The sequence below is a fragment of the Blastococcus sp. SYSU D00669 genome (assembly GCF_054050715.1).
Map to the genome: position 1 here is coordinate 14,142 of NZ_JBJGZV010000011.1, position 24,586 is coordinate 38,727.

Consider the following 24,586-nt stretch of genomic DNA (forward strand, 5'->3'; position numbering starts at 1 on the left):
CCCGGCGGGCGCGAGGACCTGAGCCCGTCGGCCTCGGCCGCCGAGCCGGCGGGGTCAGGTCGTCGCGGTGTCGAGCGCCGGGCGTCGTCCCCACTGGACGGCGACCACGCCGATGACCGCGACCACGGCGCCGACCACCGGCGGGATGAACCACTCGGCCTCGTTGCTCCACCAGGCGGCGACAGCCGCCACCGCGTACGCGGCGAGGTTGCGCCACTCGACCGCCGGCAGGGCCGACGGCTCGGGCATGCCGTGCCGCCAGCGCGCCAGGAAGTCGCCGATGACGACGCCGCCGAGCGGGGGGATCAGGATGCCCAGCCAGACCAGGTACTCGATGAGGTTGTCGTAGATGCCCGTGATGGCCAGCAGCGTGCCGATGACGACGCCGCCGATGACGAACGGCTTCTTGGACCGGGAGTCGGCGATCTCGGCCCCGGCGACGCCGAAGTTGTAGGCGGTGTTGTCGTTGGTGGTCCACAGGTTGGCGACCAGGAAGACCAGCCCCCAGCCGACCAGGCCGAGCTGGTAGAGGACGAGCACGAAGTCGCCCTCGCCGAAGGCCAGCGCGCCGATCGCGCCGAAGCCCAGCATCAGCAGTTCCCCGATGAAGAAGGCCACGATGCAGGCCCAGAAGCCGGCCGCCGGGGTGCGGGCGAAACGGGTCCAGTTCGGCGCCTGGGTGCCGCCGGAGGCGAACGTGCCGACGATGATCGTGACGGCGGCGGCCAGCGGCAGGGTCTCCGTCGGCTCGATCGCGGTGAGGCCGCCCCAGCCGCCGACCTCCTCCAGCGAGCGCCACGTGACCCACCCGGCGAGGACCAGCAGCAGCGGCACGGAGACCACCGACAGCGCGTACATGCCCTTGTAGCCGTAGTAGGCGGTGACCCCCATGACCGCCCCGCCGGCGACCATGAGCGCGATCTCGGTGCCGCGGCCGGTCCAGTCGAAGGCGCTCGCGGTGAGGCCGGCGAGGGTGGCGACGGTGACCCCGTACCAGCCGACCTGGGTGCCGCCGAGCAGCAGCGACGCGAACTTCGCCCCGACCCGGCCGAGGGTGTAGCGGCACATCATCACCGTGGTCAGGCGGGTGCGGGCGCCGATGCCACCGATGGCGCCGACGTACACCCCGAGGACGGCGCTGCCGAGCAGCAGCACCCAGATCAGCGAGGTGACGTCGAAGGCGGCGCCCAGCTGCGCGCCGGCCAGCATCGTGGGCGTGAAGAAGGTGAAGCCCAGCAGCACGATCGCGACGGAGAACAGCGACTTGCTGGCGTGCCGCGGGACCGGGTCGATCGGGTAGTCGGGATCGACCTCGGCCAGCGGGACGGCGGTGTCGTCGGGAGCCCTGCTGCTCATCGGTGCGCCTCCGTCTCGTCGTCCTCCCCGATGTCCTCGTGCCAGAGGGCGGGGTGCTCGGCGATGAACTCCTCCATCAACTGGATGCACTCGGGGTCGTCGAGGACCAGCACCTCGACGCCGTGCTCGACGAGCCAGTCGTGCCCGCCGGAGAAGGTGCGGGCCTCGCCGACGACCAGCCGGGAGATGCCGAACTGGCGGACCAGGCCGCTGCAGAACCAGCAGGGGGAGAGGGTCGTGACCATCGTGGTGCCGCGGTAGCTGCGCTGCCGGCCGGCGCGGCGGAAGGCGTCGGTCTCGCCGTGCACGGACGGGTCGTCGTCCTGCACGCGGCGGTTGTGCCCGCGGCCCAGCACCGTCCCGTCGCGGCCGATGAGGGCGGCGCCGATCGGGATCCCGCCCTCGGCACGGCCGGCGCGGGCCTCCTCCACGGCGACGGCGAGCCACTGCCGGGCGGTGGCCTCGTCGAGCGGTGCGTTCATCGGCTGCCGTCCTCCCTGTGCGCCTGCTGTGACAGTGGCACGAAACGGGTCCGGTCGCCTGATCGGGTGGACCTGCGGTGCGGTTGTCCACAGAACGTCACCGAGGCCGCCCGCGGACCGATCGGTTCTCTTACAGTCCCGCGCGTGCCGAGCGCCTTGGACGTCGTCGACGGGGAGGTCCGTGAACTGATCCGCCGCCGCGGCCTGGACCCGTTCACCGACCCGGGCCCGGTGCGCGTGCTGGTGCGCGACGTCGTCGCCGACTACTCCGAGCGCTCGCTGACCTCGGCGCTGCCGCCGATCGCCGACGCGGAGTCGGTGGTGCGCGACGTGCTCGACCGGGTGGCCGGGTTCGGTCCGCTGCAGCGCTACCTCGACGACCCGGAGGTCGAGGAGGTCTGGGTCAACGAGCCTGGGCGGGTGTTCGTCGCGCGGCGCGGCCGCAGCGAGCTGACCACGACGATCCTCGAGCCCGGCGAGCTGGCCGACCTGGTCGAGCGGATGCTGCGCACGTCCGGGCGGCGGATCGACATGTCGACGCCGTTCGTCGACGCGATGCTGCCCGACGGTTCGCGCCTGCACGTCGTCATCCCCGACATCACCCGCCGGCACATGGCGGTCAACATCCGCAAGTTCGTGCTGCAGGCGCACAGCCTCGACGAGCTCGTCGCCCTCGGCACCCTCACCGCCCAGGCGGCGCGCTTCCTCGAGGCCGCGGTCGCCTCCGGGCTCAACGTGCTCGTCTCCGGCGGCACGCAGGCCGGCAAGACCACCATGCTCAACTGCCTGTGCGCCGCCATCCCGGCCCGCGAGCGCGTCATCACTGCCGAGGAGGTCTTCGAGCTGCGCGTGCCGCTGCCCGACGTGGTGAGCATGCAGACCCGCCAGCCGAACCTCGAGGGCGCCGGCGAGATCCCGCTGCGGCGGCTGGTCAAGGAGGCGCTGCGGATGCGCCCCTCGCGCATCGTCGTCGGCGAGGTGCGCCAGGAGGAGTGCCTCGACCTGCTCATCGCCCTCAACTCCGGGCTGCCGGGCATGTGCACGCTGCACGCGAACAGCGCCCGCGAGGCGATCGTGAAGATGTGCACGCTGCCGCTGCTGGCCGGCGAGAACATCGGCACCGCCTTCGTCGTCCCGACGGTCGCAGCCAGCGTCGACCTCGTCGTGCACGTGGGCACCGACGCCGACGGACGGCGGCGGGTCCGCGAGGTCGTCGCCCTGCCCGGCCGCGCCGAGGGCGGGGTCATCGAGACCGCCGACGTCTTCACCTCCCGCGACGGCCGGCTGGTGCGCGCCGACGGCTACCCGCCGCACCCGGAGCGGTTCGCGGCTGCCGGCTTCGACCTCGCCGGGCTGCTCCGGTGACGGGCGCGCTCCTGGGTCTGGGGCTCGGCGTCGGCCTGCTGCTGATCTGGCGCAGCGGTTCGCGCGCGCCCAGGCCCCGCACCGACCCCCGGCGGCCCGGCCGGCGGCAGGAGCTGCTCGCCGCGGCCGGGCTGACCGGCATCAACGCCGCCCAGCTGCTGGCGCTGCAGATCGGCCTCGGCCTGCTGGCCCTCGTCGTCGTGCTGCTGACCACCGGCACCGTCACCGTCAGCCTCGCCTTCGCGGTGTTCGGCTTCGCACTGCCCCACGCGCAGGTCCGACGCCTGGCCGGCAAGCGCCGAGCCGACCTGCGGGAGGTGTGGCCCGAGGTCGTCGACAACCTCGCCTCCGCCGTCCGCGCCGGGCTCTCGCTGCCGGAGGCGCTCACCGCGCTGGCCACCCGCGGGCCGGAGGTGCTGCGGCCACCGTTCGCCCGCTTCGCCGCCGAGTACCGGTCGAGCGGTCGGTTCGGGCCCTGCCTCGACCGCCTCAAGGACGACCTCGCCGACCCGGTCGGCGACCGCATCGTGGAGACGCTGCGCGTGGCGCGGGAGGTCGGCGGCACCGACCTCGGCCGCGTGCTGCGCACGCTCGCGACGTTCCTGCGCGAGGACGCCCGGGCGCGGGCGGAGCTGGAGACGCGGCAGGGCTGGGTGGTCTCCGCCGCGCGGCTCGCGGTCGCCGCGCCGTGGGTCGTGCTGCTCCTGCTCGCCACCCAGTCGACGACGCTCGCCGCGTACGACAGCCCGGTCGGGACGGCGCTGCTGATCGGCGGCGGCGTGGTCTGCGTGGTCGCCTACCGGCTGATGCTGCGGATCGGGCGGCTGCCCGAGGACGTGCGGGTGCTGCGGTGAGCGCCGCTGTGCTCGGCATGCTCCTCGGCCTGCTCGCCGCGCTGGGCCTGGTGCTGGCGGTGACCTACGCGCCGCCGTTCCGCGCGGTGCGGCTGGTCGACCGGCTCGCCCCGTACGTGCACGACAGCCCACCGCCCTCTCGGCTGCTCGGCACGGCGACCGAGGCGGGGCTGCTGTCCGCCGTCCGGCGGATCTTCGGCCCGGTGGTCGGCGACGGCGCCCGGCTGGTCGACCGCGTGCTCGGCGGCCGGTCGGCGGTGCGGCGCCGGCTCGACGCGCTCGGCGCCGAGGGCGCGGTGGAGGACTTCCGCATCGAGCAGGTCGTCTGGGGCGGGCTCGGCCTGCTCGGCGCCGCCGCGGTCGCGACGGTCGGCTCCGTGGCCGCGGGCAGCCTCAACGTGCTCTCCGCCGGGCTGCTGTGCGTGGCCGGCCTGGTCGGCGGCGTCCTCGGCCGCGACTGGTGGCTGACCCAGCAGGTGCACAAGCGCGAGGAGCTGCTGCTGGCCGAGTTCCCGGTCGTCGCCGAGCTGCTCGCGCTCGCGGTGACGGCGGGGGAGGGCCCGGCGGCGGCCATCGCCCGGGTCACCCGGCTCTCGGGCGGCGAGCTGGCCCGGGAGCTCGGCTCGGCGCTCGGCCGGGCACGGGCGGGCGTGCCGCTGACCGAGGCGCTGCAGCAGGTCGCCGACCGGACGTCGCTGGACCCGCTCGCCCGGTTCGTCGACGGGCTGCTGGTCGCCATCGAGCGCGGGACGCCGCTGGCCGAGGTGCTGCGCGCGCAGGCGGCCGACGTCCGGGAGGCCGGCAAGCGCCGGCTGCTCGAGGCCGGCGGACGGAAGGAGATCGCGATGATGGTCCCGGTCGTCTTCCTGGTCCTGCCCGTGACGGTGCTCTTCGCATTCTTCCCGGGCCTCATCAGCATCGTCTCGCTGGCGCAGTGAGCCCGCGGGACGCGACAGGAGGGACGACGACATGACACGGGGGCTGTGGGCGGCGCTGGTGGCGCTGGCCGAACGGGTGCGCGGGGACGATCCCGAGCGGGGCGACGTCCCGGGCTGGGTGATGATCACGGTGATGACGGCGGCGCTCGTGCTGGCCATCCTCATCCCCTTCCGCGAGGCGATCGTGACTGCGGTGCAGAACGCGCTGTCCTCCGTCACGAGCGGTGGCTGAGCGGCGGCACCGCCCGGTCGACAACGAGCGGGGCAGTGCCGTCGTCGACGTCGTGCTGGTCTCGTTGCTGGTCCTGGCGCTGCTGCTGGCGGTGCTGCAGGTGGCGGTCTACGTGCACGTGCGCAACGTGGTGACCGCGAGCGCGCAGGAGGGCGCGCGGTACGCGGCCAACGCCGACGTCGACTCCGCCTTCGGTGCGGCGCGCACGGTCGAGGTGGTGGCGCGGGCGACCTCGGTGCAGACGGCGGAGGGGCTGCGGTGCACGTCGGGCGAGGAGGTCGACGCGACCGGGCTGACGCTTGTCGTGGTGCGGTGCTCCGGCTCGGTGCCGACGCTGTTCGCCGCGCTGGGCAACGTGCTGCCGCTCGAGGTGACCGGGCGCGCGGTCAAGGAGGTCCCGTGAGCCGGCTGCGCGAGCGGCTGCGGGAGGAGACCGGCTCGGCGCTGGTCGAGTTCGTGTTCGTGGCGCTGGTGGTGTTCGTGCCGCTGGTCTACCTGGTGGCCGGGTTCTCGGCGGTGCAGCGCGGGGTGTTCGCCTCGACCGAGGCCGCACGGGAGGCCGGCCGGGCGATCGCGACCGCACCCGACGTCTCCACCGGGCTGGCGCGCGCCGAGCGCGCCGCGCAGCTCGCCGTGGAGGACCAGTCGGTGGAGGCGACCGACGTCCGGGTGGCCTACGCGCCGGCCGGCGCCGGGTGCGACGCGGCCGGCGCGTACACGCCGTCGCTGACGCCGGGGGAGGAGTTCAGCGTCTGCGTGACCGTGACCGTGCGCATCCCGCTGCTGCCCGACTTCATCGACGCCAACACCGCCACCGGCCAGTTCGTCGTCGAGCGCGACCGCTACGTCGACGGTTGAATCGCTAGCTCGAACCGTCGGGGAGGGGGCAGTTGGTCACCTGCTGAACGACCGGCTGCGCATGCTGGTGCGCGACGTGGTCGCCGACTACTCCGAGCGCTCGCTGACCTCGGCGCTGCCGCCGATCGCCGACGCGGAGTCGGTGGTGCGCGACGTGCTCGACCGGGTGGCCGGCTTCGGTCCGCTGCAGCGCTACCTCGACGACCCGGAGGTCGAGGAGGTCTGGGTCAACGAGCCGGCTGGCACGCTTCTTGCTGTCGATTGGGACGTCCGGCGTGAGCGTATGGCAGCTGGGGGTGGCTGTGTCCCTGGGACTCGAGATCGCCATGGTGCCCAAGCTCGGCTTGGAGGTGTCCCCGGCCCTCGTCACTTTCGGTGAGCTGCTGATGCTGCCGTTCGAGGCCATGGAGTCGGCGCTGGAGGACGAGCTGAGCGTCAATCCAGCACTCGAGCGGATCGACGGCGACGAGTGCCCGGTGTGCCGCGGCGCGTGGCGCGCGTCCTGCCCGGTCTGCGCGCCGCGTGGACAACGTCGTCCCGGGACTGGGTCTGGTGACTGCGACGACATCGTCGTGCCCGCCGACGAGTCCGATGTCGAGCAACTCGCGCGTGAGGTGCGGGCGGAAGTCGGAGCGGCCGATGTGGCGATCGCCGACTACGTGGTGGCCAGCCTGGACCGTCACGGGATGCTGGACCGGTCCTGCACCGAGATGGCCGACGAACTGGGAGTGGACACGTCCCGGGTCGAACGCGTCCTCGCGGTGCTCCGCCGGACCGGCCCACCTGGCGTGGGGGCCCGCACGGCGAGCGAGTGCCTGCTGCTCCAGTTGGACGCCTGCGGCCTGACGGACGAAAGTGCCGGCTTCGCGCGCAAGGTCATCTCCGACCACCTGACTGCCCTGGCCAGAGGACACTTCGCCGCGATCGCCGCAGCGCTCGGAGCGTCGCCAGCGGAGGTTCGCGGCGTCCTCGCGTTCGTCCGGAGCCGCCTGAGCCCCTATCCGGCCTTCGTGGGCAGCGGGCACGTCACCGGTTATGTCGTACCGGACGTCGTCATCCGGCACGACGACGTGGTGCCCGGCGCGTTCACCGTCGAGCTGGTCGAGCCGGCCGTCATGCGCGTGACCGTTCGCGACATGTGGGCGTCCGGCCGGGTCCCCGCCGATGCCGTGCAGCGCGCCCGGTCGTTCGTCACCCAGGTGCGCAACCGATGGCAGACGCTCGAACGGGTGGCCTCGTGCGTCGTTCGGCACCAACCGGAGTTCCTCCGCCACGGTGCGGCCGGGCTGCGGCCGTTGACGCGGGCGGAGGTCGCCGCGGAGCTGCGCCTGCACGAGTCGACGGTCAGCCGGGCGGTCGCGGACAAGTACGTCCTGCTGCCCGACCGCACGACGGTGCCGCTCGCCCGCTTCTTCGGAGGAAGCGGCGAGGTGGACGAGAAGCTGCGCGTGCTGCTCCAGTCGGCTGCGGAACCGGTGTCCGACCAGCACCTGGCGGATCAGATGCGGGCCGCCGGTTACCCGATCGCCCGCCGGACCGTCGCCAAGCACCGGGCACGGCTGGGTTTCCCTGCCACCGGCCTGCGCTGAAGGCGGGCCCGGATCTTGCAGGGACAGGGGTGTGGGTTCCGACCGCTCCCCTTCGGTGGTGACGACCGCCGATGACGTCGTGCTGGCGTCCCGGCTGCTCGACGTCGTCAACCAGACCGAGCTCGACGAGCTCGTCGACGGCCTGGTCCGCACCACAGCGCCCGGCGGGCACCCGGACGGCCGAGCTCGCCGGGACCTCGCCACATCGCTGAAGCGCACCGCCATCGCCACGGTGCCCGGCCTGGCCCTCGTCCTCCGCGTCGAGCGGCCCGACGCGGTCTCGAGGGTTGCCGCGGCGGCGGCGCGGACCTACGGCGTCGAGCTGGAGGGGATGAGCGCCGAAGACCGGGACTTCGAGGTCGCGCTCCGCTTCGTCCGCCTGGCGCGGTCGGCGGTCGCACGGCTCACGCCCGGCAACGACGCGGCGGTCGCGCTCGCCGGCGCTGCGCGCCGCCACGCGCCCGGGCTGCTCGCACCGACACGGAGCCCGACGGGCACAGCCCCGGTCGACCTCCCCAACCGGAAGGAGAACCAGATGTTCGAGACCGAGACGCGCGATTACTCCCCGCAGGCCGAGTACGACCAGCGCGAGTACGGATCAGGGGGGCGGCCGGCCCAATGGGGCCAGGGCATGGGCGAAGCGGGGGCTTACGACCGTTCCGCCGGTGAGTACGGCGGCCCTCCGTACGAGTCGGGACCGTATCCGGGCGAGTTCGAGGACGGCGGGGAGTTCGAGGACGGCGGGGAGTTCGAGGACGGCGGGGAGTTCGAGGACGGCGGGGAGTTCGAGGACGGCGGGGAGTTCGAGGACGAGGGGCAGGGCGAGGAGCAGTTCCTCCCAGCGCTCGCGGGACTCGTTCCCGTCGTCGGGAAGGCGCTGGGCGGGCTGCTCAGCGGCGGAGGGGGCCAGCTGCTCGGTGGGCTGCTCGGCGGCCTCGGTGGTGGTGGAGGCGGAGACGCGAGGCGACGCCGTCGTCGTGAGGTCCAGGGGGGCTTCGAGTTCGAGGACGGGGAGGCGGCCGCCGTCTCCGAGTGGGAGGAGGAGGACGGCGAAGCGGGACAGGGCGGTGAGGCGGAGGACCAGTTCTTGCTCGAGGTCTTCAACGAGGTGCTCGGCGAGGAGCGCGGGCAGGGCGGGTCCGGCCTGACGCGGGCGCAGGAAGCCGATTTCGCCGCGCGCCTGCTCGAGGTCTCCGACGAGCAGGAGCTTTCCCGCGTCCTCGGCGGGATCGTCAACCTCGTCGGCCGAGGGGTGCAGGGGATCCGGGGAGCGGTCAACTCGCCGCAGGGCCGGGCTGTCATCGACGCGATCAAGCCGCTGGCCCGTTCGGCGCTGCCCGGGCTCGGTGGGGCCATCGGCGGCGCCCTCCTCCCGGGTGTGGGTGGGCAGGTCGGCCAGGCGCTGGGCAGGGTGGCGAGCTCGCTGTTCGAGATGGAGACCTCCGGGATGAGCCCCGAGCAGGAGGACTTCGAGACGGCCCGCCGGCTCGTCCAGTTGACCGCGGCGACCGCTCGCAACGTCGCGACGGCGCCGCCCGGGGTGCCACCCGACCTCGCCGGCGAGCTGAGCTTCTTCCTGGCCTCCCGCCGGTACGCCCGGCCGGTGTATCGCCGCGCCCTCTGGCGGGTCCGGCCGTTCGCCCGCCGGTACTACGGCAGGCGGTACCCGGGGTTCCGCCGCGGGTACCGCTACCGTCCGTACCGATCCTGGGGCGGTTACCGCGGCCCCCGCTACCGGCCGTACCGCGGCCCCCGCTACCGCTTCGGCTACGGAGGTCCGAGCTACAGGCGGTACTGGCCCTATCCAACCCTGCCGGTCACCCCCGGGGTGGAGCCGGAGCCGGAGCCCGAGCCGGAACCCCCGGGACCTCCGACGCCCGGCTACCGCTGGGTCGCCGTACCGATCGGAGCCCCCGCGCCGAGCGTCCTCCCGCCGCCGGTGCAGCCCGCCGCCCCAGAGCCTCCCGGGCCGGACCAGGGTCCGCCCGAACCGTCGCCTGCCCAGAGCGAGTACCGGCAGAACGGGCACAGCGGTCAGCCGGGCACCGGCCGCGCCGGTCGCTGGGTCTGGCGCGACGGCGCCTGAGACCGATGAGCCTCCTACCGTCGTCGACCTGGCTCCTGGAGCAGGAGACCCGCGCGCTGCTGACCCGCTTGGCAGCGATCCGGCCCTTCGTGCTCCAGGAGACCTCGGTCGCGGCGGCGGCCCTGTCCCCCGCCGCGCTCTCGGCGGTGGAGCAGTACCTCGTCACGGGACGGCGGGAGGTCCGCCGCAGGGCGCTCGGGTTCCTGCGCTGGCTCGCCGGTGCGGGCACACGGGCGACGGCGGCCGAGCAGCAGCGTCGGTACACGGAGGTGCGACTGGCGTTCCAGACCGTCGTCGCGCAGTTCGACCTCTTCTCCGAGGTGATCACCCAGCGCAGCGAGGACGACTACGGCGTCCTGCTCTCCGGGCTGGACGTCGCGGCAGCGGATGCCCTGCTACTTCCCGGCGGGTTCTTCGAGGGACCGCCCGTGGCCTGCGCGTTGCACCGGGGGCTCGGAGGCTCCATCCGGCGGGCTCGCACCCGGTTGCCCGGAGGTGGCGACAACCCGGTGGCGATCATCCGGATCCCTCGGGAACGGGTGATCGGGTACGGCATCGCCTCGTCGCTCGTCCACGAGGTGGGCCACCAGGGCGCGGCGCTGCTCGGGCTCGTGGAGTCTCTCCGGCGGCCGCTGGGTGAGATGGCCAGGCGGACCCGGTTCCCCGCCGCGTGGGTCCGCTGGGACCGCTGGATCTCGGAGGTGGTCCCGGACTACTGGGCGATCAGCAAGGTCGGCATCGCCTCGACTCTGGGCTTGGTCAACCTGGTCAGCTTGCCCCGAGGGTTCGTGTTCCGACCGTCCGACGACGATCCGCACCCGATGCCCTGGGTCCGGGTGCTGCTCAGCTGCGCGATCGGCGACCGCCTCTACCCCGACCCGCAGTGGGCTGAGCTCGCCGACGTCTGGCAGCGGCTGTACCCGCTGCTCGGCATCCACCCGGGCATCGCCCGCACGATCCACGACCTGCGCAGCACCATGCCCGACCTCGTATCGATCCTGCTCGAGCACCAGCCCCCTTCGCTCCGGGGGTGGCGGCTCGGCGACGTCCTCCGCAATCCAGAAGTCGACCCGGGGGCGTTGCTCCGCCGCTTTGCGTCCTGGGAGCAGGAACCGCGGCGGATGGCCGACGCGCCGCCGAGCCTCGCATTCGCCGTGCTGGGACAGGCGCGCGCCCAAGACCTGCTGTCTCCGGAGCGCGAGAGCCGGCTGCTGCACCGGCTGATCACGGGGTGGGCCGTCCGGAGCTCGCTCGAGACAGCGCGGTCCGCGGCGCAGCTGCAGCCGGACGTGTTCGTCGGTCAGCCCCGCATCTGGAACGAACCGCACGGCATCCCGCATCTCGCACTGAGTGCAACGTGATTGGAGACAGTCGATGTCCAAGAAGGCCAGTGGTGACGCATTCACGAGGAACTGCGACGCCGATGTCTGCGTGACCGCCTACCCCCAGCGGATAACCATGGGAGGCATCGTCCTCCTGACCGCTGCACCGCCGGATCCCGGGACGTACCACGTCGCCTTCATGGTGGAAGGCCCGGCGCGGTTCTCCGGGAACGAGGGCGGGATCGCCCTGTTGGGAGCCACGACGATCAACGGCGGTCGGGTCGCCTGCGACGCGGACCACCCCGTCCGGGCCGCCCTGGACACCAAGCGGCTCAGCGTCGGTGCGTGGACGGTACGAGCCCGATTCCTCCCGGCCCTCGTCGACGGGGTGTCCGACGGTCCTGAGCACGTCGACGTGGGGTGCGGCGACTCGGAGTGCGACCACTCTCCGTGCTCCGATTCGACGTGCAGCGAACCGGAGTGCGACCACTCTCCGTGCTCCGATTCGACGTGCAGCGAGCCGGAGTGCGACCACTCGGTGTGCCGGTGCATGCCGCGGCGAGCCGCCCAGCTGCTCGAGGGAGGTCCAGCCAAGGGGCACTGGGGCGAGTCCGATCCCATCGAGGTGGTGGACCGGCCCTTCCGGTCGGGGGACGACGTCTCGGTGACCATGCGGCGCACTGCCGTGGCACCGACGGCCGACCAGGTGCTGTGGGTCGCGATCCGCAACAGCACCAGGGCCCTGGGCTTCGAGCCCTACGAGCTCTTCATGGACCGGGTGATGTGCGGCTGGTCGCCGGAGCGAGAAGACCACCGGTGGCCGGGCAAGGAAGGGCACAAGATCCGCAAGAGCCTCCGCAGAACTGCGCTGCCTTTCCCGAACGTCGACCAGTACCGGTTGCTCAAGGCCGCGACCGAGGTCTTCCTCATGTGCCGCTGCGGGGTGGACGTCTCCGAGCTGGACGTCGACCTGGAGGAAGAAGCCAGGCGGCTCAACCGCACCGTGCAGATCGGCGACGTCGAAGCGGAGTTCCGAGCACTCGTGGCACCGCCCGCCGGGGACGATGAAGGTCTTCCGATGCTGCCGTACCTCCGCCTGATCCGGCGGAAGCTCGGTGACGTCCCGGTCGTGGGCTTCGACGACGACGACCGGGCGGCCCAGGCGTGCTACGGCATCCTCGCCAAGAAGCTCACGTCGCCCTGCTTCATCGAGCTGCTGTGGTCCTATTGGCACGAGCGGGCAGGGCTACCTCGTGCGATCAACGCGATCCTGTGGCGCTTCCAGAACCGCACCTCGTCCGGCGACGGGCACGACCCTCTCGCCGGGGTGAACATCGACCCGCTGCGCCCGCTCAACAACCTCCTCTGGGGTCTGTTGCAGGACTCGGGGCACCGGCTCACGGCGGCCCGGCGGATCGACGAGTACCTCCACCTCTACGGTCTCGGCCTCGGCGGCCGGACGTCGGCGCGATTCTGGAGCGCTGACCCCCGCTCCCGATTCGTCGACGCCTTCCACAACCTGCTGACGTTGTGCTCGGAGTTCTACTGCGCAGACGACAACACCACCGTCATCGCGGACGGCTTCGGTGTCCTCAACGCCCTGCGCGAGGTGCATCTCCTGCTCAGCGAGGGCGCCCACAACCAGTACGGCGACCTGCCGTCGACAGCCCGGCAGGAGATGCTCATGCAGCAATGGATCCTCAGCCGGCCGGAGATGCGCGACGTCTTGCCGACCCTGACGATGGTCGCCTACCCGGAGCGGTGGATGGAACGGGTCGAGGCGATGAACCGGTTGCAGGGCTGGTCGGACACCTCGGTGCTGCACTTCCGGGATCTGGCAGTCTTCGGCGAGCAGTTGCTGCTCGGAATCCGCTTCGGGGCCTGGACGCAGGCCGTCGCTCCGGACCAAGCGGCGAACTGGGCCCGCTACTGGCGCGCAGAGGTCCAGGGCTACGTGCACGCCCATCGTGCGGTCACCGGCGTCGATCTCGCGCAGCGAGGCGACCGGCAGCGGTCCTCGGCAGCGCTCACCGGTCGACAGGGATCCTTCCCCCGCCGGTACGGCGCTTCCCGGATCTGAACGGACGCGCCGTGCCAGACGGCACAGAGCCGGCCCGGCGTCCGGCGGTGCGCATCATCGACGCGCACTGCCACGCCGGGTCCGGCGACGGGTTCACCGGGCCGTGGGACACCTGTGCGCCCCTCCGGAAGTACCTACGCCGTTGCGATGAGGCTGGCATCGGTGCGTCCAACCTGCTCGCGGCGTTCCACTCCGACTACGCCGTCGCCAACGAGGAAGTCGGGCGGATCGTGGCCGGCCGACCTGATCGGTTCTCCGCGTTCGCCTTCGTGCACGCCGAACGGGATCGGGGGAGGGTCCTCCGACTCGTCCGGCACGCCGTGGTCGCCTGGGGCTTCTGCGGCATCAAGGTGCACCGCCACGACGCCCGGATCAGCCGCGAGATCTGCGAGGTCGCCCGCCTGCTGCGGCTGCCCGTCCTGTACGACGTGATGGGGGAGGTCGCGACGGCGGACCTGCTGGCGGCGGAGTTCCCGGACGTGGACTTCATCATCCCGCACCTGGGCAGCTTCTCCGACGACTGGGGTGCGCAGCGCTCGCTGTGCACCTTCCTCGCCGAGCGCCCGAACCTGTACACCGACACGTCGGGGGTCCGCCGGTTCGACCTGCTCGAGCGCGCGGTACGTCGGGCCGGACCGCACAAGGTGCTGTTCGGGTCGGACGGCCCCGAGCTGCACCCGGGCCTCGAACTCGCGAAGATCCGCCTGCTCCGCCTCCCACGGGACGCGGAGTCGCTCGTCCTGGGCGGCAACTTCCTCCGGCTCACGCGATCAGCGCGGCGGCGTCACCTGCCTGCCGGCGTCGCCCCGGTGGTCGCGCCCTCGCCGGTCACGACGGCGCGCCGACGTATCCGTTCCCGTGCCCGGTCGGCGGTCGCGAGGCCGTGGCCGCGACCAGAGCCGTGATGTCCTGGACCGTGACCCCCAGCTCCAGGGCACTGCGGATGCTCTCTGCCAGTCGCTGATCGGTCCAGGGCGAGCGCCGGGCCCCTCCGGGCCGCTCGTCGTCGGGTACGTCCCCGACTGTGACGACGCCGTCGCCGACGTGGCGGCAGGCGACCCTGAGCGCGAGGCTCCGCAGCTCCCGGACGTTGCCCGGGTACCGACGGCGGAGCAGGAGGTCGTGAACCGCTTCGTCGAGCTCCGGCTCCACCTGGTTGGGGACCGTCTGTGCGAAGAAGTGCCGGAACAGCGGGACGATGTCCTCGCGCCGGTCCTCGAGGCGGGGCAGGTGCAGCCGGCAGCCGGCGATCCGGTGGTAGAAGTCGCTGCGGAACCCACCCCTGACCTGTTCCAGCTCGAGGTCGCGGTTGGTGGCGCAGATCAGCCGGAACCTGCTCGTGCGCCAGGTGTTGCTCCCGACCCGCTTGAACGTGCCCTCCTGCACCACCCGGAGCAGTTCGGCCTGCAGAGCGACGGGCAGCTCCCCGACCTCGTCGAGGAACAGGGTGCCGCCGTCGGCGAGTTCGAACGCGCCCTCGCGAGGGGTGGAGGCGCCGGTGTAGGCACCCTTCTCGTGGCCGAAGAACTCGCTGCCCGACAGCGACGGCACGATGGTCGAGCAGTCGAGCACGACGAACCGCTTCTTGCCCGGTCGCGGATCCAGGTCGTGGATGAGCTGGGCCACGCGTTCCTTGCCCGTCCCGCTCTCGCCGGTGATCAGCGTCGCCGCATCCGTGAACCGGCCCGCCTCCACGGCGTCGCGGAGGGCGGCTCGCCAGACGGGACTGTCCCCGACGAGGTAGGTGCGCACGTAACGGGAGTCCACAGCCTGCTCCACGGTGCTCCACCGGCGCAGTCGTGCGTCCACATGCCGGGCCGCCCGCACCGGGTCCTCGCACGTGACGACGTCGGAGGCCCCCGCACGAAGCAGCTCCCAGCTCTCCCCGTCCGACAGGCGCTGGGCGGCCAGGGCGAGGACGCGGGCACGACCGCCGTCCGCCAGCTGTCGGATGCAGGCGGTCACCGCCGAGTCGACCTCTGTGAAGGCGACGACCCCGGGACGAGGACCGGCCGCGTCGCCGGAACACGTGCTGCCCGCCGGCCCCTCCCCCAGGTCCGCCCGGACACGACGGGGGTGGAGTCGGATGCCGAGGGTCTCCAGGTCCCGCACTGCCGATCCGAGGGCTCGATCAGGAGCTCCGACGACGGTGAACCAGACGTCCAGCGACCGGGGCGCGCCTGCTCTCGAAACGGCCGGGACGGGAGCCGTGGCCGGCATCCCGGGCTGCTATCGCCGGTTCCTGCGCCTACCCGGGAGGCGGGCGGTGGTCGAGCTCGCACTCCCGGTGTCGGGCACGGTCCGCCCGCGCCGCCCTCTCCGCACCCTCCTGATCCTGGGGCGCCCCAGCGCCTCGTCGACGTGGTCGATCACCCGGCGCGCCGCCCCGCGAGGCCTCCTCTCCTGCTGATAGGAGGCGGTCCGCCGCCCGGGCGACGGTGTCGCGCACTCGGTCTCCTGTCGAACGCAGGAGGAGTCCGCGGCCTCGTCGGAGATCCGCTGCACCCCGGCCGGGCGGACCGCACCGCGTTCTGCCGGTCGCTGCCGGAGGCCTACCGCAGCGGAGGGTGAGGCGTCGACCGTCAGGGGGATGACGTCGGGGAGGGGCCGGAACTCGAGGCCTGCTTCCTCCGTCGGCCGCGTCGTGTCATCCACCACGGCCCCCGGCAAGGCACAGCGGAACTCCCCGATGGCCCGCCACACCTTCTTCCGCGACTTGTACCCGCGCTCCGCCCGCGCCAGGACACGACGCCGGTCGCCCGTCGACTGGACCACCTGCCAGGAGAACAGACCGGAGGGGCGACGGACGATCTCGAACCACACCGCGTTCACGACTCTCGTTCCTCCCTGACGATGCCGGAGGCTCCCGGCCCGGCGGAGCTGTTCCGGTGGATCTGCAGCGCTTGCGCCGCGAGCCGCCTGCGGCGCGTGATCACCGCCAGAGCGGCCGGGTCGTTCCTGGAGCGCCCCAGCACGGCGGCCGGACGCTCGAACTGCAGCAGGACCGCGTCGGACGCCTGGTCGACCGTCGTGCGAGGGGACCGGAGCCGCGCATCCAGCTGGCGGAAGTCGCGGCGCAGTTCGGCGACGAGGTAATCGACCTGGGCGTCGAGGTCGGACAGGATCGCCGAGCCCAGCCGCCGGCCTCGGAACACGTGCCGGAACAGGCCGCGGCGGCGGGTGGGGGAGGTCCACTGGGCCAGACCGACGCCCGGCTGACGCGGGCCCCGTCGTCGGCTCCTGTCGCGATCACGCACCTCGTCGGGCGTGAAGGAGCGCACCCGGCCGGAGAAGTCAGGGGCGCGCATCGGCTGGTGCGTGCTGCTGCCCTCGATGCGGTTGGGCAGGATTCCTGACTCAGCGATCAGGTTGCCGGTGATCCCCGCCGCCGCGGCGGCTGGATAGCCATAGGTACGGGTCAGCAGGGTCATGACGCGCCGGATCCGGTCCTCCAGACCTGGCTGTCCGGTCGGGCTCGCCTGGCAGCCCGGCGAGCCCTGCCGCCCGCGGCACCGGATGACGGCGAAGAAGCGGCTCTGCGGACCGGTCAGATCCAGCCGCCCGTCCGGCCGGGTGTTCAGCCACTTCTCGCCGACTCTCTGGCCCACGTTCCCACCGACGACGCGGATCTGCCCGCGGCGGACGTCGGTGACCACGTCGCAGTGCGTGGCACGCGGCCGGGCATCGCCGATGTTGTCGTACGTGGCACCGCTGTTCGCCCGTGCGGCGCACACCAGGTCGCCGACACGTGGGGCGACCTCGGTGGCCCTGAAGCCCCAGAACGCCTTGGTCCGGTCGCCGGCGAGGCGGTTGCGCCGGGCGATGCGCGTGTAGGTCTGATGGGCCGCCGAGTAGGGGAAGTCGGGGCCGGCGCCCGCCCTCCTCATGACGTAGGACACGAACACCGCGCTCCAGGGGTGCATCGCCTGGAAACCCCGGTCGCGCAGCTGGCCGTCCGTCACCGTGCTGCCGATCCCCACGCGGTAGTACTCGCGCAGGATCGGCGCGGCGCTCGCGGACGTCTCGGTCAGTGGCCGCTGGCCCCGGGGATGCCATCTCTGGAATTCCTGGCTCGCGATCCGGGCGATCGCACCGCAGAGCGGAGGTGCAGGCGAAGGGGGAGTCGAACCTCGAACCATCGACGGTGCTGATCCGGTCATGAGCCCGCCTTCCTGCCGATGCGGGAACCCTCACCGTCGTCGCTGCAAGATCGAGGCCAGGTCGGTTGGGCGAGCACCTCTCTCGCGGACGTGCCGCCCAGACCGCCGGGGCTCCCGGGAAGGTCCCGGAAGCCCCTCCGAACGTCCCGGGGAAGGACTGCCGAGGTCGCTGCACAACAGGTCTGCGGCGATGTCGCCGACGTCGTCGCATGTCCATTCGACTGCGGCCAGGCCCAGTGCTTGGACCTCGGCACATGATCGCCGATGCCGCGCGCCGAGGACGCCGCAATGACACACGACGCCTATGGCGGACCGCGATGCCTGGAACGCTCAGGCAACGCGCTGAAGAGTGTCAGCGGTGACTACACGCGTGAACCCGCAATTCCCCCGTGTGCGTGAGTTCGAGCGCGACATTGCTACCGGTCCCCGCCACTGGGCGTCCCGGGTCCTCGTACCCTGTCCTCTCGGCTCGGATCCTGTCGCCATCACCCGAAGCTCGCTGCCAGGCGTACCAGATAACCCCCGCCGCCCTCGTCCGGAGGGCGTACGAGCGCGAGGTGGTACGAACCGAAGGAGTTGGCGTCCCAGCACCACGGGACCCACGCTTGAGCAGTCCGCGACTCACCAGCGGGAACCATGACGTTGCCCCTTGCGCTCTCCCTGTTGACGAACCAGATCGTGCGCTCGGAATCGTTCTGGATCAGGGTCATTGCCACGGCGTCCTCCACATTGTCTGTTCCCGGGCGACGGATCCTGGCTACCGCAGCATGAGTCTCATCGGGAGACGTCACCGCGTCGTCACTGTGTCGTCACTGCGTTGTGCGAGAAAGTCTGGCTTTATCGATCGGACGATGCTCCATCTCAGGGCCCGTGCCAGACGACGCGACTTTGTGAATGCGCGACCGCTGCGCGACCTCAACGTTGTCCGCGTCGGCTGTGGTACCGCCCGACTTCATCGACGCCAACACCGCCACCGGCCAGTTCGTCGTCGAGCATGACCGCTACGTCGACGGCTGAGCTGACCGCAGTCGGAATGCGCGCAACGTCGGCGGCAGCTACCGGTTCGCGACGTCGTCGATCGCGTTGGGATACGGCGCGAAGTTCCTGCTCTGAAAGGCCATGCACAACGCCTGATCACCGTTATCGTCGGACGCAGCGAGAGCATTCGCGACGGCTGCATGGGGATCTGGGTCGCCGAGTTCCTCCGCCACGAAGACGAACAATTCCTCGTAGTCGTACGGCTCGAAGGGCGGAGGGCATCCTCGCGCCGGCTTGTCCGCAGCGGCGGCAGAAGCCGTTCCCACGGCTGCTGCGAAGAAGATCCCCCCAAGTCCTGTGACTGCCGCTCTGCGATTCCTCTCGACTCCCCGGTCGGTGTGGAGGGCGGCTGACCCGGATGGCCGGAGGGTGATCCGGGTGCACGGTCGAAAGGGGAGTCCCCCGTGTGGGTGACAACGAGAACGGCTTCTTCTCCATTGACCGGGCGAATGGATCCGGCTTGCACTGTGCCGCACCCATTTCCGTGTCGAGAAAGGGCCCTGCCGTGAAACGGCGCATCGTCCTCGTGCTGACGGCTGCCGCGGCGGCATGCATCGTGCCGGCCCCGGCGCAGGCCGGTCAGGGTGGCGAGCCCCACCTCCCGACGCAGGGCAGTTGCGGCATCGGGCGCGGAACGGCCGAGAGCCCGGGTGCGCACTTCGCCATCCGCGCCGACGAAGCGACCGCACCCGGGGCCTCCGACTTCAGGTTCCAACTCGAGCCGAGTGCGCCGTTCCCGCCCCCGTACTGCACGCCTCCCGGAGGGCAGGTCACCGGCTGATCGGCCGGGGTCGGTACGTCGCCGGCTGAGCCGCCCGCTCCGTGATCGCACGTCTTCTCCGGTCGCCCGTCCCAGTGGATACTGGAACCGCTGGTTCCGTTCGCCGACGACGCCGGCGGAGACGTGCAGGAGCCCGACGATGGACGTCACCGACCACCCCGCAGGTCACGACGAGCCCCCCGACCACGGGCACCACATGGAGCTCATGGTCGCGACCGCGCCCGAGTCGTTCACCGCCCAGTCGGAGCCCCTGCCACCGACCGGCTGGACCGCGACGGCCAGCGACGCCTCGGCCGCGTACCCGCCGGGCAACGTGCTCGACCGCAACGCCGGCACGTTCTGGCACTCGCGCTACGAGGGCACCCCCGCGCCGCTCCCGCACTCGCTCACCGTCGACATGCGGTCGGTCCAGGGCATCGGGGGACTGCGCTACCTGCCGCGCCAGGACGGCAACCCGAACGGGACGATCGGGCAGTTCACCGTCGCCACCAGCCGCGACGGCGCGACCTGGTCCGCCCCCGTCGCGATCGGGACCTGGGCCGACAACTCCGCCGAGAAGGTCATCGCCTTCCCGCCGGTCTCCGCCCGGTACGTCCGGCTGACGGCGCTGACCGAGGCCGGCAACCGCGGGCCGTGGTCGTCGGCCGCCGAGATCGTCGTGCTGCGCGGCCTGGTCGGCCCGCCCGACCTGCCGCGGACCGGGTGGACGGCGACCGCGAGCGACGCCTCGAGCGGCTACTCGGCCGGCAACGCGCTCGACGGCGACGCCGTCACGATGTGGCACTCCCAGTTCGCGGGCACACCGGCACCGCTGCCGCACTGGATCACCCTCGACATGCGGTCGGTGCAGGACATCGCGGGGCTGCGCTACCTGCCGCGGCAGGACGGCAACCCCAACGGCACCGTCGGGCAGTATTCGGTGGCCGTCAGCCGGGACGGCGTCACCTTCACCACGGTCGCCACCGGCACCTGGGCCGACGACCCGCAGGAGAAGGCCGCCGTCTTCCCGCCCGTGTCGGCCCGGTACGTCCGGCTGACGGCGCTCACCGAGGCCGGCAACCGCGGCCCGTGGTCGGCCGCGGCGGAGATCGCGGTGCTCGGCCAGATCCCGCCGCCGGTCCTGTCGCGGACCGGGTGGACCGCCGCCGCCAGCGACTCCGCCACGGGCTTCCCCGTCGGCAACGTGCTCGACGGCAGCGCGGCCTCCTTCTGGCACTCCCGGTACGAGGGGACGCCCGCACCGCTGCCGCACACCGTGACCGTCGACATGCGCTCGGCGCGGCCCGTCTCCGGCCTGCGCTACCTGCCGCGGCAGGACGGCAACCCGAACGGCACCATCGGCGGGTACGCGGTCGCCGTCAGCACCGACGGCGTGACCTTCTCGCCGCCGGTCGCCTCCGGCACCTTCGCCGACGCGCCCACCGAGAAGCCGGTCCGCTTCCCGGCGGTCAGCGCGCGGCACGTCCGCCTGACCGCGACCACCGAGGCCGGCGGGCGCGGGCCCTGGTCGTCGGCAGCGGAGTTCCAGGTCCTGGGCGTGAACCCGCAGGCCACCTACGCCGGTCGGTGGGGGCCGACCATCGCCTTCCCGATCGTGCCCGTGTCCGCCGTCCTGCTGCCGACCAACAAGGTGCTGACCTTCTCGGCGTACGCGCCGACGGCCTTCGACATGACCAGCACGGTCACCGCGGTGGCCGTCTACGACCTGGCGACCGGCACCGTCGGCCAGTTCACGAGCATCGACGTCGGCCACCAGATGTTCTGCACCGGCCTGACCCAGCTCCCCGACGGGAAGGTGCTGATCAACGGCGGCAGCAGCGCCGCCGCCACCACGATCTACAACCCGTTCATCGACACCTGGACGCGCGGTCCGCAGATGACCATCCCGCGCGCCTACCAGGGCAACACCCTGCTCTCCGACGGCCGGGTCTTCACCATCGGCGGTTCCTGGTTCGACACCGCCCAGCACAAGCACGGCGAGGTCTGGACGCCCAGCAGCACGACCGGCTCCTGGCGGCGGCTGCCGAACGTGCTGGTCGACGGGATCCTGACCGCCGACCCGGCGGGCGTGTACCGGGCCGACAACCACGCCTGGGTGTTCGGCGTCGCCGACGGCGGCGTGTTCCACGCCGGCCCGAGCAGGCAGATGAACTGGATCACCACGTCCGGCGACGGGTCGATCCGCAGCGCCGGCACCCGCGGCGACGCGCCCGACATGATGAACGGCAACGCGGTGCTGTACGACGTCGGCAGGATCCTGACCGTCGGCGGGGCGCCGGCGTACGACGACAGCCCGGCGACCGCCCGGGCGTACACGGTCGACATCACCGGCGGCCCCGCGGCGCCGGTGCAGGCGGCGCGCGTCGCCGACATGGCCTACCGCCGCTCGTTCACCAACAGCGTCGTCCTGCCGGACGGCTCGGTCGTCGTCCTCGGCGGTCAGGCGCACGCCAAGGCTTTCACCGACACCGGCGCCGTCCAGGTGCCGGAGCTCTGGGACCCCGCGACCGGCCGGTTCACGGTCCTGGCGCCGGAGGCCGTGCCGCGGACCTACCACGGCGTCGCCCTCCTGCTGCCCGACGGGCGGGTGTTCTCGGGCGGCGGCGGTCTCTGCGGGAGCTGCACCACCAACCACCCGGACGCCCAGATCCTCACGCCGCCCTACCTGCTGAACAGCGACGGCTCCGAGCGGGCCCGGCCGAGCATCGTGAGCGCCCCGACGACGGCGGGCCACGGGTCGACGATCACGGTTCGGACCAGCGGCGCGACCCCTCGGTTCGCGCTCGTCCGCACCTCGGCCGTCACGCACTCCGTCAACACCGACCAGCGCCGCGTCCCCCTCGCCGCGACCACCACCGACGGCGTCACCTACACCATGCAGGTCCCGGCCGACCGCGGCGTCGTCCTGCCCGGCTTCCACCTACTCTTCGCCCTGACGGCCGACGGCACGCCCAGCGTCGGCAGGTTCGTCCAGATCCGGTAGGCGGCCGCGCGCGAGAGGGTCGACCGCGGTGCCCGGCGGCAGCACACTGTCCCGCGCCCGCGACAGCCCAGGAGGACGAGCACCGTGGACGACGTCGGTTCCCGACCCCCGGCGGAGCCCCCGCCCGCCGTCGACCCCGGCGCCGAGCCCTCCTCGCGGCGCCGCGTCGTCGTCCTCGTCGTGGTGCTGGCCGCCCTCGTCGCCGCGACCGCGGCCGGCTACGTGCTGACCACCGGTGGGTTCGGCTCGACAGCGCCCGGCGCCGAGCTGGAGGGCCGCTGGTCGGGCACCGGCACGGTGGCCGGCTGCGAGGGCGCCTACTGCGCCCTGACCGAGGAGATCACCCTCGAGATCGACTGCTCCTGGTCGAGCTGCAGCGTGCACGTGTTCGGCGAGCCGGCCGAGCTCCAGGAGGCGGGGAACCGGTTCACCGCGGCCGGGTCCATCCCGCCCTGGGAGCTCGAGTCCTGCGCCGGCGGCGGCCTCTCGACCGGCCGCTGGTCGCTCGACCTCGGCCTCGACGGGGAGACCCTGACGGGCCGGTACACCGAGGGGACCACCTCGCGCTGCGGGCCCGTGGTGTCGACGCCCGTGTCGACGACGGAGACGACCTGGGACTTCGAGCTCACCCGGAGCTGAGTTCGGCAGCAAGGTGTGCCAGATGTGCGTAAGTCCGCGCGCGCCGGGGCCGGTCGGAGCCCCTGTACGGGTGAGACTCGCCGCCAGCGATGACTTCCGGCACCGCTGGCCGTCCTCCCACTGGGCGGCGGGACTCGGCGTCCGCGGGCCGGCAGGACGACGAGAGGAACCAGGTGACCGAGATCAGGCAGGACGTCGACGCGCGCGTTCACACCGAGCGCACCCGACTGCTCCACGTGCTCGACGGGCTGGACGAGGAGCAGTGGGACACCCCCAGCCTGTGTGCCGGCTGGTCGGTGCGAGACCTCGTCGTGCACCTGCTCATGCCGTACGAGGTCTCGACGCCCCGGTTCCTGCAGATGATGCTGCGCGCGAGGTTCGACTTCGACCGCGCCGCCGACCGTTGGGCGACCACGGACACCCGGACACCGGCCGAGGTGGTCGCGGGCCTTCGGGAGACCGCGCACCGCACCTTCAACGTGCCCGGCGCGCCGGTTGAGGCGCCGTTGAGTCATCTGGTCATCCATGCCCAGGACGTCTACCGGCCGCTCGGGGTGCCCTCCCCGACGGACCCGGAGAACGCCCGGGTCGCCCTCGAGCAGCTGACCAGCCCGCGCGCCCGTCGCTCGCTTCCGCCGGGCATCCTCGACGGGCTGGCCTTCTCGGCCACCGACACCGACTGGCGCTACGGCACGGGGGCCCCGATCTCCGGACCGGCCACCGCGCTGCTCACCACGCTCTCGGGCCGGACCGCCGCCCTGCCTGAGCTCGCCGGTGCGGGCGTGACAGAGGTGCGAGCGCGCCTGTAGCCGCCGAGCGCGAGAACGCCAACGCGCAGCACACCACTCACATCGGGCAGCCGGACTTCCGCACAGAAGATCACACCCTGCCGAACTCACCCGGAGCTGACTTCGGCAGCAGGGTGGCGTCGAGGTGGGGAAGTCGCCTCCCTCACCTCCCCAGTCGATCGCCGCTTCTGGGGCGGCGGGCGGAGAACCGCTTCGCACGCGTTTCACCCGCATCGACCGGGCTGCAGCGCGTGCACAGCCGGAGAGGAGCGTGCACGGCGGGCGCGGGACGGCTTGGGGCCTGACCGGAGGTCGCGGCCCTGGGGGTGCTTGTCCACCCAGAAGTCACCTTGCCGCCGAACTCACCCCGAGCTGACGCCTGCCGCCGGTCCGCCGGGCGGGAGGAGCGCGTGCAGCACGCGGCCGGCCCGGTCCGGATCGGGCTGCTCCCCGGTGATGAGGGTCAGGTAGACGTAGGACTCGAGGATGCGGACGACCACGTAGGTGAGGTCGTCGAGCGGGATCTCCGAGCGCACCCGGCCGGCGTCGAGGTCCTCGACCAGCAGCTCGCGCACCTGGGCGAGCAGTCGCGACTGGTAGTCGGTGGCCCGCGTGGTGAGCAGGCGCAGCGCCAGCTCGCCCTCGCTCTCGACGAAGACCTGCATCCCCCGGTTGGCGATCACCCCGTGCACCCACGCGTCGAGCACCGAGGCCACCCGGCTGCGGCCCGGCAGCGCCGTCGCGGGGTCGGCGAGCAGCCGCTCGAACGTGCGGCGGGCCAGCGACCACAGCACCTCGACCAGCAGCTGGTCGCGAGAGCCGACCCAACGGTAGAGCGTGGCCCGGTTGACCCCGAGGTCGCGGGCCAGCAGCCCCATGTCGACGCGCTCCCCGGCGAGGAACGTCCGGCGGGCGCGCTTGAACGCCTCGAGCGCCGTCGGCCGGCCCCCGCCGCCCTCGAGCTGGTCCTGCAGGGGCGTGCGCACGAGCGTCCCGCCCTCCACCGCACCCCTCCTTGACAGCCGGTGTGACCGC

At 72.5% G+C, this 24,586-nt stretch carries 21 protein-coding genes; 16 read left to right on the forward strand and 5 right to left on the reverse strand.

What is annotated here, in order from left to right; all coding sequences use genetic code 11:
* Positions 1 to 54: 54 nt before the first annotated feature.
* Both codB and ACI8AF_RS09870 read right to left on the reverse strand, forming a co-directional pair.
* Complete coding sequence (gene codB / locus ACI8AF_RS09865; protein ID WP_456539517.1) at positions 55 to 1,356, reverse strand: cytosine permease; 1,302 nt, start codon at positions 1,354 to 1,356, stop codon at positions 55 to 57.
* The gene (locus ACI8AF_RS09870; RefSeq protein WP_456539518.1) at positions 1,353 to 1,838 is read right to left on the reverse strand and encodes a nucleoside deaminase; all 486 of its coding nucleotides are present in this window, start codon (positions 1,836 to 1,838) and stop codon (positions 1,353 to 1,355) included. The genes codB and ACI8AF_RS09870 overlap by 4 nt, the downstream gene beginning before the upstream one ends.
* Before the next feature lie 144 nt (positions 1,839 to 1,982).
* Between ACI8AF_RS09870 and ACI8AF_RS09875 the strand changes: the two genes are divergently transcribed.
* From ACI8AF_RS09875 to ACI8AF_RS09930, 12 genes are all read left to right on the forward strand, one after another.
* Complete coding sequence (locus ACI8AF_RS09875; protein WP_456539519.1) at positions 1,983 to 3,203, forward strand: CpaF family protein; 1,221 nt, start codon at positions 1,983 to 1,985, stop codon at positions 3,201 to 3,203.
* Positions 3,200 to 4,057: a type II secretion system F family protein gene (locus ACI8AF_RS09880; RefSeq protein WP_456539520.1), complete on the forward strand. Its 858-nt coding sequence runs from the start codon at positions 3,200 to 3,202 to the stop codon at positions 4,055 to 4,057. The genes ACI8AF_RS09875 and ACI8AF_RS09880 overlap by 4 nt, the downstream gene beginning before the upstream one ends.
* Positions 4,054 to 4,995, forward strand: coding sequence for a type II secretion system F family protein (locus ACI8AF_RS09885; RefSeq protein WP_456539521.1), 942 nt, complete (start codon positions 4,054 to 4,056; stop codon positions 4,993 to 4,995). The genes ACI8AF_RS09880 and ACI8AF_RS09885 overlap by 4 nt, the downstream gene beginning before the upstream one ends.
* Positions 4,996 to 5,026: 31 nt before the next feature.
* Positions 5,027 to 5,227, forward strand: coding sequence for a hypothetical protein (locus tag ACI8AF_RS09890; protein WP_456539522.1), 201 nt, complete (start codon positions 5,027 to 5,029; stop codon positions 5,225 to 5,227).
* Complete coding sequence (locus tag ACI8AF_RS09895; RefSeq protein ID WP_456539523.1) at positions 5,220 to 5,630, forward strand: TadE/TadG family type IV pilus assembly protein; 411 nt, start codon at positions 5,220 to 5,222, stop codon at positions 5,628 to 5,630. Before ACI8AF_RS09890 ends, ACI8AF_RS09895 begins: the two co-directional genes overlap by 8 nt.
* A complete protein-coding gene (locus ACI8AF_RS09900; RefSeq protein WP_456539524.1) occupies positions 5,627 to 6,085 on the forward strand; it encodes a hypothetical protein in 459 nt (152 codons plus the stop codon). The genes ACI8AF_RS09895 and ACI8AF_RS09900 overlap by 4 nt, the downstream gene beginning before the upstream one ends.
* A gap of 61 nt (positions 6,086 to 6,146) precedes the next feature.
* The gene (locus ACI8AF_RS09905) at positions 6,147 to 6,464 is read left to right on the forward strand and encodes a hypothetical protein (RefSeq protein WP_456539525.1); all 318 of its coding nucleotides are present in this window, start codon (positions 6,147 to 6,149) and stop codon (positions 6,462 to 6,464) included.
* Positions 6,412 to 7,674, forward strand: coding sequence for an RNA polymerase factor sigma-54 (locus tag ACI8AF_RS09910; protein WP_456539526.1), 1,263 nt, complete (start codon positions 6,412 to 6,414; stop codon positions 7,672 to 7,674). The genes ACI8AF_RS09905 and ACI8AF_RS09910 overlap by 53 nt, the downstream gene beginning before the upstream one ends.
* A 58-nt stretch (positions 7,675 to 7,732) precedes the next feature.
* Positions 7,733 to 9,760, forward strand: coding sequence for a hypothetical protein (locus ACI8AF_RS09915; RefSeq protein WP_456539527.1), 2,028 nt, complete (start codon positions 7,733 to 7,735; stop codon positions 9,758 to 9,760).
* A gap of 5 nt (positions 9,761 to 9,765) precedes the next feature.
* Positions 9,766 to 11,121 (forward strand): hypothetical protein, encoded by a 1,356-nt coding sequence (locus ACI8AF_RS09920; RefSeq protein WP_456539528.1) that lies wholly within the window; start codon positions 9,766 to 9,768, stop codon positions 11,119 to 11,121.
* 13 nt (positions 11,122 to 11,134) lie between these two features.
* Positions 11,135 to 13,162 (forward strand): hypothetical protein, encoded by a 2,028-nt coding sequence (locus tag ACI8AF_RS09925; RefSeq protein ID WP_456539529.1) that lies wholly within the window; start codon positions 11,135 to 11,137, stop codon positions 13,160 to 13,162.
* A gap of 11 nt (positions 13,163 to 13,173) precedes the next feature.
* On the forward strand, positions 13,174 to 14,067 hold the full coding sequence (locus tag ACI8AF_RS09930) for an amidohydrolase family protein (protein WP_456539530.1): 894 nt from the start codon (positions 13,174 to 13,176) through the stop codon (positions 14,065 to 14,067).
* On the opposite strand, the gene ACI8AF_RS09935 is transcribed toward ACI8AF_RS09930, so the two are convergent.
* Positions 13,991 to 15,127 (reverse strand): sigma 54-interacting transcriptional regulator, encoded by a 1,137-nt coding sequence (locus ACI8AF_RS09935; RefSeq protein WP_456539531.1) that lies wholly within the window; start codon positions 15,125 to 15,127, stop codon positions 13,991 to 13,993. The two genes, ACI8AF_RS09930 and ACI8AF_RS09935, sit on opposite strands and share 77 nt — an antisense overlap.
* A gap of 863 nt (positions 15,128 to 15,990) precedes the next feature.
* Positions 15,991 to 17,322, reverse strand: coding sequence for a phage tail tip lysozyme (locus tag ACI8AF_RS09940; protein ID WP_456539532.1), 1,332 nt, complete (start codon positions 17,320 to 17,322; stop codon positions 15,991 to 15,993).
* 1,444 nt (positions 17,323 to 18,766) lie between these two features.
* Here ACI8AF_RS09940 and ACI8AF_RS09945 point away from each other — a divergent pair.
* The 4 genes from ACI8AF_RS09945 (at position 18,767) to ACI8AF_RS09960 (ending at position 23,572) form a co-directional block, all read left to right on the forward strand.
* Positions 18,767 to 19,141: a hypothetical protein gene (locus tag ACI8AF_RS09945; protein ID WP_456539533.1), complete on the forward strand. Its 375-nt coding sequence runs from the start codon at positions 18,767 to 18,769 to the stop codon at positions 19,139 to 19,141.
* A 139-nt stretch (positions 19,142 to 19,280) separates the two neighbouring features.
* Positions 19,281 to 22,124, forward strand: coding sequence for a discoidin domain-containing protein (locus ACI8AF_RS09950; RefSeq protein WP_456539534.1), 2,844 nt, complete (start codon positions 19,281 to 19,283; stop codon positions 22,122 to 22,124).
* Positions 22,125 to 22,208: 84 nt separating this feature from the next.
* A complete protein-coding gene (locus ACI8AF_RS09955) occupies positions 22,209 to 22,763 on the forward strand; it encodes a hypothetical protein (RefSeq protein ID WP_456539535.1) in 555 nt (184 codons plus the stop codon).
* A gap of 173 nt (positions 22,764 to 22,936) precedes the next feature.
* On the forward strand, positions 22,937 to 23,572 hold the full coding sequence (locus ACI8AF_RS09960) for a maleylpyruvate isomerase family mycothiol-dependent enzyme (RefSeq protein WP_456539536.1): 636 nt from the start codon (positions 22,937 to 22,939) through the stop codon (positions 23,570 to 23,572).
* Positions 23,573 to 23,913: 341 nt separating this feature from the next.
* Here ACI8AF_RS09960 and ACI8AF_RS09965 read toward each other — a convergent pair whose 3' ends face one another.
* Complete coding sequence (locus ACI8AF_RS09965) at positions 23,914 to 24,555, reverse strand: QsdR family transcriptional regulator (RefSeq protein WP_456539537.1); 642 nt, start codon at positions 24,553 to 24,555, stop codon at positions 23,914 to 23,916.
* Between the last annotated feature and the right edge of the window lie 31 nt (positions 24,556 to 24,586).

Bases quoted from the DNA above. Each gene is read 5' to 3' on its own strand.
- codB (WP_456539517.1), bottom strand. From the start codon at position 1,356: ATGAGCAGCAGGGCTCCCGACGACACCGCCGTCCCGCTGGCCGAGGTC.
- ACI8AF_RS09870 (WP_456539518.1), bottom strand. From the start codon at position 1,838: ATGAACGCACCGCTCGACGAGGCCACCGCCCGGCAGTGGCTCGCCGTC.
- ACI8AF_RS09890 (WP_456539522.1), top strand. From the start codon at position 5,027: ATGACACGGGGGCTGTGGGCGGCGCTGGTGGCGCTGGCCGAACGGGTG.
- ACI8AF_RS09905 (WP_456539525.1), top strand. From the start codon at position 6,147: ATGCTGGTGCGCGACGTGGTCGCCGACTACTCCGAGCGCTCGCTGACC.
- ACI8AF_RS09910 (WP_456539526.1), top strand. From the start codon at position 6,412: ATGGTGCCCAAGCTCGGCTTGGAGGTGTCCCCGGCCCTCGTCACTTTC.
- ACI8AF_RS09920 (WP_456539528.1), top strand. From the start codon at position 9,766: ATGAGCCTCCTACCGTCGTCGACCTGGCTCCTGGAGCAGGAGACCCGC.
- ACI8AF_RS09925 (WP_456539529.1), top strand. From the start codon at position 11,135: ATGTCCAAGAAGGCCAGTGGTGACGCATTCACGAGGAACTGCGACGCC.
- ACI8AF_RS09940 (WP_456539532.1), bottom strand. From the start codon at position 17,322: ATGACCGGATCAGCACCGTCGATGGTTCGAGGTTCGACTCCCCCTTCG.
- ACI8AF_RS09950 (WP_456539534.1), top strand. From the start codon at position 19,281: ATGGACGTCACCGACCACCCCGCAGGTCACGACGAGCCCCCCGACCAC.